The 14,146-nt window shown below is 69.8% G+C and carries 13 protein-coding genes and 2 tRNA genes; 3 read left to right on the top strand and 12 right to left on the bottom strand.

The window, feature by feature from the left end:
- Positions 1 to 13: 13 nt before the first annotated feature.
- From F0U63_RS22240 to murJ, 4 genes are all read right to left on the bottom strand, one after another.
- Positions 14 to 87, bottom strand: a tRNA-Met gene (locus F0U63_RS22240).
- 88 nt (positions 88 to 175) lie between these two features.
- Positions 176 to 249: transfer RNA gene (locus F0U63_RS22235), tRNA-Met, on the bottom strand.
- Between the two features lie 107 nt (positions 250 to 356).
- Entirely contained in the window at positions 357 to 2,372 is a 2,016-nt protein-coding gene (locus tag F0U63_RS22230; RefSeq protein WP_395847912.1) for a S1 RNA-binding domain-containing protein, read from the bottom strand.
- Positions 2,373 to 2,621: 249 nt separating this feature from the next.
- Positions 2,622 to 4,325: a murein biosynthesis integral membrane protein MurJ gene (murJ, locus tag F0U63_RS22225; protein ID WP_395847911.1), complete on the bottom strand. Its 1,704-nt coding sequence runs from the start codon at positions 4,323 to 4,325 to the stop codon at positions 2,622 to 2,624.
- Between the two features lie 144 nt (positions 4,326 to 4,469).
- Here murJ and F0U63_RS22220 point away from each other — a divergent pair, with 144 nt between their 5' ends.
- The 3 genes from F0U63_RS22220 (at position 4,470) to F0U63_RS22210 (ending at position 8,413) form a co-directional block, all read left to right on the top strand.
- Entirely contained in the window at positions 4,470 to 5,885 is a 1,416-nt protein-coding gene (locus tag F0U63_RS22220) for a sigma-54-dependent transcriptional regulator (protein ID WP_395847910.1), read from the top strand.
- Between the two features lie 178 nt (positions 5,886 to 6,063).
- Positions 6,064 to 7,089: a peptidoglycan DD-metalloendopeptidase family protein gene (locus tag F0U63_RS22215; protein ID WP_395847909.1), complete on the top strand. Its 1,026-nt coding sequence runs from the start codon at positions 6,064 to 6,066 to the stop codon at positions 7,087 to 7,089.
- 118 nt (positions 7,090 to 7,207) lie between these two features.
- Complete coding sequence (locus F0U63_RS22210; protein ID WP_395847908.1) at positions 7,208 to 8,413, top strand: hypothetical protein; 1,206 nt, start codon at positions 7,208 to 7,210, stop codon at positions 8,411 to 8,413.
- Positions 8,414 to 8,425: 12 nt separating this feature from the next.
- On the opposite strand, the gene rsmI is transcribed toward F0U63_RS22210, so the two are convergent.
- From rsmI to rpsP, 8 genes are all read right to left on the bottom strand, one after another.
- The gene (gene rsmI, locus F0U63_RS22205) at positions 8,426 to 9,256 is read right to left on the bottom strand and encodes a 16S rRNA (cytidine(1402)-2'-O)-methyltransferase (protein ID WP_395847907.1); all 831 of its coding nucleotides are present in this window, start codon (positions 9,254 to 9,256) and stop codon (positions 8,426 to 8,428) included.
- 8 nt (positions 9,257 to 9,264) lie between these two features.
- Entirely contained in the window at positions 9,265 to 9,648 is a 384-nt protein-coding gene (locus F0U63_RS22200) for a YraN family protein (RefSeq protein ID WP_002625295.1), read from the bottom strand.
- A 40-nt stretch (positions 9,649 to 9,688) separates the two neighbouring features.
- The gene (locus tag F0U63_RS22195) at positions 9,689 to 11,635 is read right to left on the bottom strand and encodes an ATP-binding protein (RefSeq protein WP_395847906.1); all 1,947 of its coding nucleotides are present in this window, start codon (positions 11,633 to 11,635) and stop codon (positions 9,689 to 9,691) included.
- Between the two features lie 98 nt (positions 11,636 to 11,733).
- Positions 11,734 to 12,126: a 50S ribosomal protein L19 gene (rplS, locus tag F0U63_RS22190; protein WP_002625297.1), complete on the bottom strand. Its 393-nt coding sequence runs from the start codon at positions 12,124 to 12,126 to the stop codon at positions 11,734 to 11,736.
- A gap of 122 nt (positions 12,127 to 12,248) precedes the next feature.
- Positions 12,249 to 12,983: a tRNA (guanosine(37)-N1)-methyltransferase TrmD gene (gene trmD / locus F0U63_RS22185; RefSeq protein WP_395847905.1), complete on the bottom strand. Its 735-nt coding sequence runs from the start codon at positions 12,981 to 12,983 to the stop codon at positions 12,249 to 12,251.
- Positions 12,983 to 13,504: a ribosome maturation factor RimM gene (gene rimM / locus F0U63_RS22180; protein ID WP_395848404.1), complete on the bottom strand. Its 522-nt coding sequence runs from the start codon at positions 13,502 to 13,504 to the stop codon at positions 12,983 to 12,985. Before rimM ends, trmD begins: the two co-directional genes overlap by 1 nt.
- A 20-nt stretch (positions 13,505 to 13,524) precedes the next feature.
- Positions 13,525 to 13,803, bottom strand: a complete 279-nt coding sequence (locus F0U63_RS22175; RefSeq protein WP_395847904.1) for a KH domain-containing protein — start codon at positions 13,801 to 13,803, stop codon at positions 13,525 to 13,527.
- 25 nt (positions 13,804 to 13,828) lie between these two features.
- A complete protein-coding gene (gene rpsP, locus F0U63_RS22170; RefSeq protein ID WP_095987204.1) occupies positions 13,829 to 14,092 on the bottom strand; it encodes a 30S ribosomal protein S16 in 264 nt (87 codons plus the stop codon).
- Between the last annotated feature and the right edge of the window lie 54 nt (positions 14,093 to 14,146).

The raw sequence follows: 14,146 nt of genomic DNA, 5'->3' as shown, positions 1-14,146 counted from the left end.
TTCGTCTTCAGAGTTGCGGGGGCAGGATTTGAACCTGCGACCTTCGGGTTATGAGCCCGACGAGCTACCAGGCTGCTCCACCCCGCGATACCGTTTGCTGCCTTTGTTGCGCTTCTCTTTGTCAGACACCAGAGACCCTGTCACCTTTTTTCGACAGGGTCTCTGGCCTGTCAAGTTGCGGGGGCAGGATTTGAACCTGCGACCTTCGGGTTATGAGCCCGACGAGCTACCAAGCTGCTCCACCCCGCGGCGAAGTGAGAGGCTTAGTACCGCCCTCCCCCTGGACCGTCAACTCTTTTGATCGAACGGCGGGAGACACGTCTGGGATTCCCCGTGTCTCCCGCTCGGGGCACGAACTACTTGCCCAGCTTCTGCTTGAAGAGGTCGGCGAACGTGCCGAGCCCCTTCTTGCCGCCACCCACGGGCTGCTGGGTCTTCGTCCACGCCTCGACCTCGGCGCGCTCCTCGGCGCGCTCGGCGGCGGTGATGGACAGGCGGATCTTCCCGGAGGCGTCGATGTCCACCAGGGCCACCTTCAGCTCCTGGCCGAGCGAGAACTTCTTGCGCAGGTCCGTGCCGCGCTCGGTGCCCGTCTCGGCGGCGGGGATGAGCCCCTTGCCGCCCGGGAACGCGAGGAACACGCCGTAGGGCTCGATGCGGTCCACCTTGCCCACCACCACCTGGCCCACCTTGGGGCGCGGCGCCGCGGGCTCGGCCGGCTTCTTCTCCTCGGTGGCGGCGGCGACGGGGCGCTCCTCGGCGGGGCGCTGGGCCTCCTCCTCGGAGATGCGGCGCAGACCGATGCGCTTGTCGTTCGCGTCGATCTTCTCCACCTGCACCCAGATGACCTCGCCCTCCTTCACGGCGTCGCGCGGGTGCGCGATGCGGCGCTCGGACAGCGCGGAGATGTGCACCAGGCCGTCCACGCCCGGGCGCAGCTCCACGAAGGCGCCGAAGGGCTGCAACCGCACCACCTTGCCCTGCAGCCGGTCGCCTTCCTTGATCTCCGCGATCGCCGTCTTGAAGGGATCCTCCTGGCGGGCGCGCATGGAGAGGGTGATGCGCTCCTTCTGCTTGGACTTGTCCGGCGAGTTGGGCTGGCCGGGCTCCATGCGGAGGATCTCCACCTCCACTTCCTCGCCCTGCTTCACCACGTCGCTCGGGTGGGCCACGCGCATGTAGGACATCTCGGAGACGGGAATCATCCCCTCCACGCCGCCCAGGTCCACGAAGGCGCCGAAGTCACGCACGCCGGTGACCTTGCCCTTGACGACCTTGCCCACTTCCAGCGTCTGGCGCGTCTTGGCGGCCAGCTGCTTCTGCTCGTCCTCGAGCAGCGAGCGGCGCGAGAGCACCACGTTGCGGTCGCGCACCTCGGTGACGCGGAAGGTGAGCTTCTCGCCGATGAAGGCGTCCGGCTTCTCCACGAAGCGGATGTCCAGCTGGCTGATGGGGCAGAAGGCGCGCACGTCGCCGATCGCCACCTCCACGCCGCCCTTGTTCACGCTGAGCACCATGCCCTCCACGGGCATGCCGGAGGAGCGGGCCTCGGCGAGCATCGCCATGTTGGCGCTGCCCTTGGCCAGCGCGCGGCTGAGCAGGATGCCCCGGGCGCCCGCCTCGATGACGTGCGCCTCGATGGTGTCCCCCACGCCGTAGCGCAGGACGCCCTCGTCGTCCTTGAGCTCGCGCAGCTCGATCATCGCCTCGCTCTTGGCGTTGGACAGCGTCACGAAAGCCGTGTCCGCGCCGAGCTGGAAGATGGTGCCGGTGACCTTCTCGCCCACGCGCACCGCGCGACGGCCGGGCACGCCGCCATCCTTCTGCTGCGCCTCGAACATCTCCGCGAAGGACTTGTCCTCGGGGACCTCCTCGTAGAGCGCGCTGGAGGGCGCGGGCACCACGGGCGCCTTGGGCGTCACGGGCGCCGGCGCCGGAGCGGCCGAGGCCTCGGGAGCCGCCTCGGCGGTGGGCTCGGAGGACGCCGCCGGGGCCGGGGTCACCGGTCCGCGCGTCTCCACCGCGCCCGAGGCGCGCTTGACCACCACCATGGGACCCTGGGGCTGGCGCTCGCCACCCCCGCGGCCTCCCCCGCGCTCACCGCGCGGACGGCGCTCCTCGCGGGGCGCGCCCTGGGGCTTGCTTCCCGCCTCGCCCGTGGGCTTGGGGGCAGCCGCCTCGCGCTCGCCACGCGGGCGATCCGAACGGCGGTCCTTGTCGCCGCGGCCACCGCGCTCCTCGCGCTCGCCGCCACGACCCGCGGGAATGCCGAGCATCACGTCACCAAAGGTGGCCTTGGGCTTCTTGGGGCCAAAGCCCCCTGCCCCATCGCCGCCACCAGAACCCACGGAACCGTTCTTCTCGTCGCTCACTGCGGGGACCTTCCTGAACGAAATCGAAATCCAGCGCTGGGGGACCATGCCCCCCCGCTGGGGGAAAAAGGCGGCGCACTCTACACACGCGCCGCGTCTGGACGGAAGACGCATCTGGTCATCTTCCGCACTCCGGCCTTGAATCCCCCCATAACGCGGGAGGACACGACGTCCATCCCCCTCGCCCCCCAAGGGGCATGCCCGCCTGCTCCGCACCCGTCCCCGGACGCCAGGCGAGCGGAGGGAGGCCTAGGCGGATCGTTTGCGCCGCAACACCCTCTGGAGTACCGCCTTCGCCTCGGGGACGCCCAGGGCGCTGGTGAGGCCGAAGTAGACGAGGCCGAAGGGCAGCACCACCAGGGGGAAGACGAGCACCGGGTGCAGGTGGGGCGGAGGCAGCACGCTCCCTCCCCACTCCGCCAGGGCCCGGGGGGAGGGCCCCAGCAGGTGGGTCAGCGCCACCTTGATGCCCAGGCCCGTCAGGCCCGCCGCGAGCGCCGCTCCCCACAGCTTCGCCATCCCTGGCGGTGGGGGCACCGGGCCAATCTGGGAGGCGAGCGTGCGCCGCAGCATCTGCGCCTCGAACCAGGCCATCACTCCCCCGGCCAGGGGGAGGAAGGCCGCGCCCAGTTGGGAGGGCAGGCCGAGCAGCCCCGGCAGCCGCAGCGCCAGGAACCACGCCAGGGCGGCGCCCAGCACCACCCGCAGCGTGGCGAAGCGCAGGGGCGTGCGCGTGTCCTTGAGGGCGTAGAAGGTCGAGGCATACAGGCGCCCGAGCGCCGAGGCGACGAGGCCCACCGAGGAGCCCATCAGCACGTACCAGAGGTAGCGCGTGTCCGCGGCGGTGAAGCGGCCCCGCTGCAAGAGCATCGCCGCCACCACGTCCCCGATGAAGAGCAGCGCCACCGCCGAGGGCACCACGAAGAAGGCGATGCGGCGCGAGCCCGCCTCCAGCCGCGCGCGCAGCTTGCCCGCCACGGCCTCGCCTGCCCCGGTCGCGCGGGACATCTCCGGCAGCTCCGCCGCGGAGATGGCCATGCCGAAGAGGCTCACCGGGATGAGGTAGATCGTCTGCGCGTAGGTGATCGTGGACAGCGCCCGGACGGAGAGGAGCGAGGCGTAGGACGTGTCGACGTAGGCGCTGATCTGCACCACGCCGCGTCCGAGCACCACCGTGGCGAAGCTGCGCAGCACCTGGCGCACGGACTCGCTCGCCGTGGACAGGTGGGGCCGGAAGCGGCCGAGCACCCGGAGCACCGAGGGCACCTGCACGAGGAACTGCAGGGCACAGCCCACCACCACGCCGTAGGAGAGCACCACCACCAGGGGCTCCTCGGCGAGCCCGCTCAGCCCGCCGCCCACCAGGGCGGTGATGATGGCCAGGTTCCACACCACGGGGGCCACGTAGGACAGGAAGAACTTGCGGTGGCTGTTGAGCACGCCCAGGCACCACGCGGACATCACCAGCAGGCCCGTGCCGGGAAAGAGGATGCGCACCAGCCGGATGGTCAGCCGGCGCTCCTCTCCCTCGAAGCCCGCGGCGATGGTGTCCACGAAGAGCGGCGTGGCCAGCATGCCCAGCGCCACCAGCACCGCGGTGGTCAGCGCGAGCAGGCCGAACACCGCGCTCGCCACCCGGTCAGCCTCCTTCTCGTCCCCCTTGCCGAGCAGCCCCGCGTACACGGGGATGAAGGAGCCGGACAGCACGCCCTCGCCAAAGAGGTTCTGCAGGAAGTTGGGGATGCGCAGCGCCGCCTTGAACACGCCCGCCGCCACCCCATTGCCCAGGAAGTAGGCGATGAAGGTCTCGCGCACCAGGCCCACCAGCTTCGAGGCGAGGATCCCCGCGGCGACGAACAACGCGCCGCTGCCCTTGGTGGCACGCCCCTGTACCGCGGGACGAGGAGAGGGAGAGGAGACGGGGGCTTCGGGGCCAGGAGTGGGAACGGTCAAGGGGAGCGCACTCTATGTCGGCGCCTTCACGGGCTTGAAGCCCGAACTCCCTCGCTCCCCCGGGTTTCCCTTGACGCTCCCCCCAACGGACCGCGATGGTCGACCGCCTCGCGTCGGCCCCCCGGCCCGGCGCCGCGACCTCCCATGCCGAAAGTACTGGTCATCGACGACGAGACGAACCTCCGCAAGGTGCTCGCCGCCATGCTGCGCCGGGACGGCTTCGACGTCACCGTCGCGGCCGATGGCGAACAGGGCCTCGCCGAGTTCCACAAGAACGGCGCCGACATCGTGGTGACCGACCTCGTCATGCCCAAGGCCGGCGGCATGGAGGTCCTGCGCGCCGTCAACGCCGCCAACCCCGACGTGCCCGTCATCATCATCACCGCCCACGGCACCGTGGACTCCGCCGTCGAGGCCATCAAGGCGGGCGCCTTCGACTACGTCACCAAGCCCTTCGATCAATCCGAGCTGTCGGCCGCCATCGCCAAGGCCGCCAAGGCCCACGTCGTGGCCCAGCGCTCGGTGCGCGCGGATGCCAAGGCCCGCGCCGCCATCATCGGCGAGTCGCCCCAGCTCCAGGAGGTCTTCAAGATCATCGACAAGGTGGCGGACACCCCCTCCACCGTCCTCATCACCGGCGAGAGCGGCACGGGCAAGGAGCTCATCGCCTCCGCGCTCCATGGCGCCTCGAGCCGCCGGGACAAGCCCTTCATCAAGATCAACTGCGCCGCCATCCCCCACAACCTGCTGGAGTCCGAGCTCTTCGGCTACGAGCGCGGGGCCTTCACCGGCGCCGTCACCTCCAAGCCCGGCCGCTTCGAGCTGGCCGACGGGGGCACGCTCTTCCTCGACGAGATCGGCGAAATCCCCGTGGAGATGCAGGTGAAGCTCTTGCGCGCGCTCCAGGAGGGCGAGTTCGAGCGCGTGGGCGGCATCAAGACGACGCGCGTGGACGTGCGCCTCATCGCCGCCACCAACCGCGACCTGCAGGCGGAGATCGAGGCCGGCCGCTTCCGCAAGGACTTGTACTACCGGCTCGCGGTGGTGCCCGTCACCCTGCCCGCCCTGCGCGAGCGCCGGGGCGACATCCACATGCTCGCGACGCACTTCGTGGAGAAGTACAACCGCAAGCTCAACAAGAAGATCGAGGGCATCGCCGACGACGCGCTCGCCCTGCTGCAGGCCTACAACTGGCCCGGCAACATCCGCGAGCTGGAGAACCTCATCGAGCGCGTGCTGCTCTTCGCCGACGGGCCGCTCATCACCGCGAAGGATCTGCCCGAGCCGGTGCGCCAGGCCACGACTCCAGTGCCCGCCTCCCCGGCCGCCCTCGCGGAGACGCCTCCAGGCGAGGGCGGCCTCAAGGACATCGTCCGCATGAAGGCGGCCGAGCTGGAGAAGGATCTCATCACCAAGGCCCTGGAGGAGACGGGCGGCAACGTCACCCGGGCGGCCCGACTGCTGCAAATCAGCCGCAAGTCCCTTCAAACGAAGATGAAGGAATTTGGCCTGCGCGACACGACCGCCCAAGATGGGCGGGATGACGGCGCCGACGACTGAGACCCGTGGCGAAATATCGCCGCGACACCAACGGTTTCGGTCCCCGCGCCACCCCCCTCTTCACCCTATGGGAGCCTGAATGCGGCCGCCTCTTCCCACCCTTGGACCTCAACCGAAGAAGAGCCCCCTGGGCCCGGTGATAGGTCTCTCATTGCTTCTGGGTCTGTGCACCGGAGGCGTGTGGTGGTGGAAGCACCGGCCCGCCTCGCCGCCCTCGGCGGAGACCGGGGACGCTCCCGAGAAGGCCGAGGCCGTGGATCCCGCGAAGGCCGGGGCGCTCGCCGCCACCCCGTCCTCGACCAACCCCCACGAGCCGCCCCTGGCCCCCACGACGGTGGATCCGGTGCCCACCACCCCGCCCCGGGGCGCGGTGCCCGCCGTCCCCGGCGAGCTGTCACACGCCGCCATCCGCGTGGAGGGCCCGTTGGAGACGGCCGTCGTCGCGGCCGCCGGTGCCTCCGTGGGCCCCGCGCTCGCCCAGGTGGTGACGCGCACGTTGGTGTGGTGGGTGGACGTGCCGGGAGACATCCGCCGCGGGGACACCCTGGACGTGCTCTATGAGGTGCGCTCCAACGAGGAGCCCCTCGTGCACGCGGTGCGCTTCACCAGCGGCAAGACGGGCCAGACGCACCGCGCCTACCGCTACCAGGCCGCGGGCGACAAGAACGCCCGCTACTACCTGCCGAGTGGCGAGGAGCTGGAGCTGCGCCTGGTGAATTCGCCCCTGGACGACTACGAGCAGGTGACGTCGCTCCTGCGCGATGGCCGCAAGCACAAGGGCGTGGACTTCAAGACGCCCGTGGGCACGCCCATCAAGGCGCCCTTCACCGGCATCGTCCGGCGCAAGAACTGGGCCTTCCGCTTCAACGGCAACTGCATCGACCTCGAGGAGGTGGGCGGCAAGCGCCGTCACGCCCTCTTCCTGCACATGGACGAGCTGCCGCGCTCGCTCAAGGTGGGAGACCGTGTCGCGGTGGGCAGCGTGCTGGGCCGCAGCGGCAACAGCGGCCGCTCCTTCGCGCCCCACCTGCACTATCAGCTCGAGGCCGCCGACGAGCGCATCCTGGACCCCTACGAGAACCACCGCACCTATCGGCGCTCGCTCCCGGCGTCCCAGCGCGCCGCCTTCGAGACCGAGATGCGCCGGCAGGATGGGCTGCTCGGGGCCACGGCGATGGCCGGTTCGGGCGGCGCGGGCAATTGACCGCATCCGTTTCTTGACACCCCCGTGCCCGGCGGCTAGCGTCCCCGAAATTTCTCAACATTTCCCGGGGGTTAGGCGGTTGGGTGTGCTTGCCGGGGGGTGTGATACCGGAGGTCGGATGTCCAGGCTTCGCGCCGTTGCCGCCGTCCTGACGCTGGGGGTGCCCTTCGCCGCCACCGCGGCGGACATCACCCGCGTCGCTTCTTCCTTCGAGGATGATGATCCCTTCGGGCTCTTCATCGACGCGGGCGTCGAGTACGCCCAGCGCAACTCACGGATCGTGCGCGAGACGCCTGTCACCCCTGGTGGCAGCAAAATCCCGTACAAGCTCGGCGATGCGTTCACGTACGGGCAATACGAGACCCGGCTGAACGTCGACCTGGCGGTGGGCATCTCCCGGGACGTGGAGTTCTCCTTCGGCCTGCCGCTGGTGCTCCTGCAGAACGAGTACTGGAACCGCCCGGCCGCCGAGCAAGGCTCACGCGCGGACCTCTCCGACATCGACATTTCCGGGCGCACGCGGGCGTACCGCTGGGGTCTGGGCAACGCGCGCTTCGGGCTCGGGTGGGCCATCTTCAACCAGCGCAAGGACGACACGAAGCCCACGTGGGTGGCGCGCCTCAACTACGAGGCCCCCACGGCTCCGGCGTTCGATCCGAGCTACGACACCGCGGCGACCGACCGCACGACGGTCGGAGACCGGGTGCACAAGTACACGCTGTCCACGGCGCTCTCGCGGAAGATCGGCCTGGCCGAGCCCTACTTCAAGGTGGCCTACACCATCCCGGTCCGCGGCCCGTTTGCCTACTCCAACTGCGACAACACCTTGGGCATGGGCACCCCGGAGAACTGTGGCAAGCCCGGGTGGAGCCGAGGAGAGACCGGCATCCAGGCGCCGCACGTAGTAGGCGTGACGATGGGTTCGGAGTTCCAGGTTGGGGACCGGTCCGCGCGCATGCTCAAGCTGGACGCGCGCGTCGTGAGCAACTTCGTGTCCGCGGGCCGCTACTACAACGAACTGAGTGGTGCGCTGGGCAAGCTGCTCTCCTCCTCGGAGTACCTCCAGTTGGGAGGACAGCTCGGCGCGACGTTCCAGCTCAACGAGTACTTCTCGTTCCGTGGCACGGCCGCGTTCCTCTACAACACCGACCACGCCCTCACGGCCGAGTCCGTGGGCCGGGACGAGGACAACAACGGCCAGGCGGACTCCGACGTCGACCGGAATCCCAACTTCAACCCCGTCTGGGATCAGCCCGGGGGGCGCTTCTACGCCGTCGGGAGCCGGGATCTGCACTTCACCGCGACGATCAACTTCACCTTCTGAGAGCGCTGCGCCTCAGCGCTTCTTCAGCCCGAGTCCGAGCCGGTACACGTCCTGACCGGACCAACCGGCGCGGCGGGCCAGCTCGGTGCTCAGGGGCTTGAGCTTGTCGCCCCGGCCGAGCCCCGCCTCCAGCGCGCGCAGCAGTTCCTCCTCGCTCCAGCGGTGCTCGCCGGTACGTCCCTCCACCAACACCACCACCTCGCCCCGAGGCTCCTCGGCCGCGTAGCGCTCGCCCAACGAAGTGAGCGTGCCGCGGGCGAACTCCTCGTGCACCTTGGTCAGCTCGCGCGCCACCACCGCGCGCCGCTCGCCCAGCGCGTCGCGCAAGTCCATGAGCGTCTCGGCGAGCCGGCGCGGGGACTCGTAGAGGGCAATCGTGGCGGACAGGGGGGCCACCTCTTCCAGCATGGCCTGGCGCTCGGGGCCCTTGCGCGGCAGGAAGCCCAGGAAGTGGAAGCGCCCGGTGGGCAGACCCGAGGCACTCAAGGCCGCCACCAGCGCCGTGGGGCCGGGCACGGGCACCACCTTCACGCCGCGCTCGAGCGCCTCGGCCACCAGCTTCTCGCCCGGGTCGCTGATGCCGGGGCTGCCCGCGTCCGTCACCAGCGCGCAGTCCTCGCCGGCCACCAGCCGATCCAGGATGCGGCCGGCGCGCTGGCCCTCGGCGAAGGCGGGCAGGCTCACCGTGTCCGCGGCGATGCCGAAGTGCTCCAACAACACGCGCGAGTGCCGCGTGTCCTCGCAGGCCACGAAGGCCACCTGCCGCAGCGTCTCGAGCGCCCGCGAGGACACATCCCCCAGGTTCCCGATGGGCGTGGCCACCAGATAGAGCGTTCCCGACATCGACAGCCTCACATGCCGGCGTCGAAGGCGCCCGGCAGGTGCTCCACCGTCGCGCGCTCGCCGCGGCCCACCACCGAGATGACATCGAAGCGCAGCTCCCGATCGCGCACCCCGTGCGCCATCAGGTAGTGCATCGCCGCCTTCACCACCCTGCGCTGCTTGGCGAAGGACACCGTGTGGGAAGGATCTCCCCACACCGCCGTGGAGCGCATCCGCACCTCCACGAAGCACACGGTATCCCCGCGTTCGGCCACCACGTCCAGCTCTCCGTGGCGGCACGCGTAGTTGCGCGCCCGCACCCGGTAGCCCTGAGTCTCCAGGAAGCGCACCGCCGTCTCCTCGCCCTCGTCGCCGTACTGCTTGCGCTCGCCCCTCGTCCCGTCCCGCTCCATCCCCACCCTCCCCGGCGGCCCCGCCCTCGGACCTCGTGCCCTACAGATTGACAGTCCCGTCCGACAACTGCGGGAAGCCCGCGAGCGGCGTGACGTGGAGCACCTGCGTGAGCGTGCCCAGGTGCTTGAGCATCCGGCCGAGCAGTGGCAGCCGGGACTCATCCACGCCGATGAAGGCGTCCTCGACGATGAGCGGCAGCTTCACGCGGGCGGACACCTTCTCCACCAACGTCAGCCGGAGGCTCAGGAAGAAGAGATCCACCTCGCGCGGAGGCAGCTCACTCAGCGGCAGGCGCCGGCCCGAGGCGCCGATCACGGAGGTACGTCCGTCCCGGTCCCACTCCACCCCGGTGTAGCGGCGCTCGGTGAGCGCGCTGAAGTACTGCACGCACCGCTCCCGGGCGAGCCCCATGACGGCCTGGATGTCCGTGGCGAGCAGATCCCCGGTGAGCCCCAGCAACTGGGGCGAGGGATCCTCCAGGGCCTGCGTACCGTGGGCGGCCGTCTCCATGCCCGGCACGACGCCCCCGGCCAGGTGCGGATTGCGCGCGAGCGCGATGGAGTCCTTGACCCGGCTCAGCTCGCGCTCCACCTCGCGCAGGTCGCGCACGAAGGAGCCCTTCTGCTCGATCTGTGCGTTGAGCAGCTCGATCTGCTGGCGGATGATGGGCAGCTGGTTGCCGGCGTCGATGAAGTCCGGGTGCTTCTCCTGGGAGATGAGCTGCGTGCGCAGCTCGGCCACGGTGGCGCCGAGCTGTTCGCGGCGCTGCAGGCGCGGGGGGATGTCCTGGGGGGTGTCCACGTCGAACACCTCCATGGCCTTGCGCACGGGGCCCGCCTCGGCCTCGAACTCCTCGGCGATCTTCTTCTCGCGCGCGGCGAACATCTCGCCCCGGCGCTCCACTCGATCCTTGTCCTGCAACTCCTCCACGTAGCGCAGGGCGAGCACGGCGGCGAAGCCGAAGGCGGGCACGTCCAACAGCGCCACGTAGCGGACCGTCTTGGGCACGAAGAAGCTGGCGATGAGGCACGCCACGCCCACGCCCACGGCGATCCAGAAGTTGCGGTTGCGCACCAGGGGCTGCACGTCGGGCAGACGCGCGGCCTCCTCGTCGGCCACGTCCTTCTCGGACAACAGCCGCGCGAGCGCCTCGTCCCGCCGGGCGAGGACCCGGCCATAGCGCTCGGCGCGCGCGACGATGTCCGCGGGCAGGCCCATGGACTCGGGGGTGGGCTCGGCGTTCCACAGCGCCTCCGCCTCGCGCAGCTTCTCCTTGAGCGGCTCGGTGCTGCGCAGCTTCGACTCCAGGCTGAAGACCTGGGAGTTGAGTCCATCCACCTCGAACTGGAGGTTGTCCACCTCCTTGCAGAGCACGAGCTCCTTCTCCAACTCGCGCTGCTTGGCTTCCGCGGCGGGGATGTCCGAGGCGGGCAGCACCGACTGCGCGGCGGCGAGGCCCGGCGAGGAAGCCGTCCGCACGGCGGGCATGCCGGGGGAGGACAGCGTCCGGGCGGCGGGCATGCCCGGGGTGGACATCGTGCGTCCGCCAGAGCGGGGCCGACGCGAGGGCAGCTGCGCGGCCTGAAGGGTGAAGAGCTGTTCGAAAGTGGTGCGCGGCGGCAGCCCCACCTGGCCGCGGAGGAACTGATTGGCCTCGCCGGTGTCCTGCGTCACGAGCTCGGGCTGCTTCGTGGTGGGGTTGAGCCGGTGCAGCGTGCCCCCTCCGCCCATCTCCCGCAGCACGCGGTAGGTGAGCGTGTCCTGCCCCACGAACGTCAAGGCGCCCTTGCCCGGCTTCTGCGCGGTGGCGGAGAAGGCCGCGTCCCCACCGCGGCCATCCGCGTAGAGCAGCGCGAGCGACAACCCGGCCAGCGGACTCGGCTCCGCCGTGGGCGGCTTGAGCACGAAGTACCCGGTCTTCAAGGCGAAACGGCCGGCGGGGGAGAATCCCCGGACATTCTGGACAGCAAGCTCAACGAAGTGCATGCGCCCCCCATTCTAGCGCGTGCGGATATGAAAAAAGGGAGCGTCCCTGAAAAAGGGCGCTCCCCAGAAAGAGACCGGCCGAGCAGGCCGGAGTCGACTCAGGCCTTGGCCTGGTGGGCCTTGGCGGCGCGGCGCATCTCCGCGTCCTCCTGGCTCTCCACGCGGGAGGCCTTGCCCTTGAGGTTGCGGATGTAGAAGAGGCGGTTGCGGTTGACGTGACCGCGGGTGAGGACCTCGATCTTCTCGTAGCGGGGGCTGTGCACCGGGAAGATGCGCTCCACGCCGACGCCGAAGGACACCTTGCGCACGGTGAAGGTGGCGCGGTTGTAGCCCCGCGTCTTGCGGATCACGAGACCCTCGAAGGCCTGCACGCGCTCCTTGTCGCCTTCCTTGATCTTCCAGTGAACTCGAACCGAGTCACCCGTTTGGAAAGCGGTGACGTCCTGACGGAGGTTCTTGGCCTCCACGTACTCGATAGCGCTGCGACGCATGACTCACTCCAGAAAAGCTTGGACTGGCGGTACGAAAACTTGAGAGCGGGCCGTCCTACCAGAGAGCCGGGGGGCGGACAAGCCCGCAAAGCACCACCCGGCACTGGAAACCAGCGGAAGGACTACAACTCCTCCTCTTTCTTCTGCAACAGCTTCACGTCCGCCTTGCCCAGCTCCAGGCGAGCGAACAGATCCGGCCGCCGCTGCTGGGTGAGCCGCAGCGCGTGCCAGCGCCGCCAGCGGGCGATCCTCGCGTGATCTCCACACTGGAGCACGGCGGGCACCTCGGCGCCCCGGAAGGAGGGAGGCCGGGTGTAGTGTGGATGCTCGAGGAGGTTCTCCTCGAAGCTCTCGGTGACACTGGAGGACTCGTTGCCGAGCACCCCGGGCAGCAGCCGCGCCACGGCGTCCACCACGGCCAGGGCGGCCACCTCGCCCCCGGTGAGGATGAAGTCGCCGAGCGACACCTCTCCATCCAGGAAGGGCATCACGCGCTCGTCCACTCCCTCGTAGCGGCCACACACGAGGATCAACCCCGGCTCCCGGGCGAGCTCACGTGCCCGGGCCTGGGTGAACGTCGGACCGCGAGGACTCATCAGCAGGGCCTTCGCGCCCGCGGGAGCGCGGCTCCGGGCGGCCTCGAGCGCGGCCACCAGGGGCTCGGGCTTCATCACCATGCCCGCGCCGCCGCCGTAGGGGGCATCGTCGGTGACGCGGTGCTTGCCCTCGGCGTAGTCGCGGATGTGCGTGACGGTGACGCCCAGCAGACCCTTCTCGCGCGCCTTGCCGAGGATGCTCGCGCCCAGGTAGCCCAGGACACTGTCGGGAAAGAGGGTGAGCACCTCCACGGGGTACATCACGCCTCCTCTTCCGGTCCGCCTCCGCCCGCCTCCAGGTACTCCGGAGGCTTCACCACGAGCCGTCCGCCCGGGATGTCCACGGTGGAGACGAAGTCGTCGGCGAAGGGCACGACGAGTTCCTCACGGCCCTCGGCGCGGATCACCAGGTTGGGCACTTCCCCGGTGTCCCAGAGCTCCTCCACGCGGCCGAGCACGTTGCCGGCCTCGTCCACCGCGGTGAGGCCCACCAGGTCACCCTGGAAGTACTCGTCCTCTTCGGGAGGCTCGAGGTCCTCGCGGAAGACGAGCACGGTGGCGCCCACCAGGGCCTCGGCGTCCTCGCGGCGCTCCACGTCCTCGAAGACCACGAGGGTCTCCTTGGGGGTGGGCCGCACGGACTCGATGCGCAACAGCCGCTCCTGGCCCGCGCGGGTGCGCACGAGCACGCGCTCGACATAATCGAGCGACTCGGAGGCGGGATCGAAGGGCCGCACGGCCACCTCGCCCTTGAGACCATGGGCGCGGGCCACGTAGCCCATCTCGAGATGAGGCTTGAGGCTCACTGTCCCTCGGGAGAGGCGGTGGGGGCGGCCTGGGGCAGGCGCCGGTCGTCCTGGATTTCCAGACGGACCTTCTGGCCCTGCTTCTGCCCCGCGGCGCCGAGCAGCGTCCGGAGGGCGCCCACGGTGCGCCCGTCACGGCCGATGACCTTGCCCACGTCCTCGGGGGAGACCTTCAGCTCATAGAGCTGGGCCCCGTCCACCTCGGACGCGCGCAGGCCGACCTGATCGGGGTGATCGACCAGGGCCCGCACCAGATAGAGGATGAGTTGCTCCACGCTGTCGACTCAGCCCCGGGAGGGACTAGGAAGCGGGGGTGGCGGCGGCGGTGCGCTTGTGGCGCTTGATGAGCTCGCCAACGGTCTCGGAGGGCAGCGCGCCGCTCTTGAGCCAGTACTCCAGACGCTCCGCGTCGAACTCCACCTTGGCCGGGTTCTGGTTCGGATCGTAGGCGCCCACGGCCTCGATGAACTTGCCGTCCCGGGGGTTGCGGGAGTCGGTGGCCACCACGTGGTAGTACGGCTTCTTCTTGGCGCCCGCGCGGGCGAGACGGAGGACAACGGCCATTTCTGATGCTCCAGGTGAAAACTGAAGGTGAGACGAGAAGGTGATCAGCTTGGA

This window comes from Cystobacter fuscus, from assembly GCF_044360685.1.
Taxonomy (GTDB): domain Bacteria; phylum Myxococcota; class Myxococcia; order Myxococcales; family Myxococcaceae; genus Cystobacter; species Cystobacter fuscus_C.
Note: the sequence above shows the minus strand (reverse complement) of the source record. Positions and strands in the feature narration are given on the sequence as shown.

What these genes read in the sequence shown, in the direction of transcription:
- F0U63_RS22220 (WP_395847910.1), top strand. Translation starts at nt 4,470, where the DNA reads ATGCCGAAAGTACTGGTCATCGACGACGAGACGAACCTCCGCAAGGTG.
- F0U63_RS22210 (WP_395847908.1), top strand. Translation starts at nt 7,208, where the DNA reads ATGTCCAGGCTTCGCGCCGTTGCCGCCGTCCTGACGCTGGGGGTGCCC.
- rsmI (WP_395847907.1), bottom strand. Translation starts at nt 9,256, where the DNA reads ATGTCGGGAACGCTCTATCTGGTGGCCACGCCCATCGGGAACCTGGGG.
- F0U63_RS22200 (WP_002625295.1), bottom strand. Translation starts at nt 9,648, where the DNA reads ATGGAGCGGGACGGGACGAGGGGCGAGCGCAAGCAGTACGGCGACGAG.
- F0U63_RS22195 (WP_395847906.1), bottom strand. Translation starts at nt 11,635, where the DNA reads ATGCACTTCGTTGAGCTTGCTGTCCAGAATGTCCGGGGATTCTCCCCC.
- rplS (WP_002625297.1), bottom strand. Translation starts at nt 12,126, where the DNA reads ATGCGTCGCAGCGCTATCGAGTACGTGGAGGCCAAGAACCTCCGTCAG.
- trmD (WP_395847905.1), bottom strand. Translation starts at nt 12,983, where the DNA reads ATGTACCCCGTGGAGGTGCTCACCCTCTTTCCCGACAGTGTCCTGGGC.
- rimM (WP_395848404.1), bottom strand. Translation starts at nt 13,504, where the DNA reads ATGGGCTACGTGGCCCGCGCCCATGGTCTCAAGGGCGAGGTGGCCGTG.
- rpsP (WP_095987204.1), bottom strand. Translation starts at nt 14,092, where the DNA reads ATGGCCGTTGTCCTCCGTCTCGCCCGCGCGGGCGCCAAGAAGAAGCCG.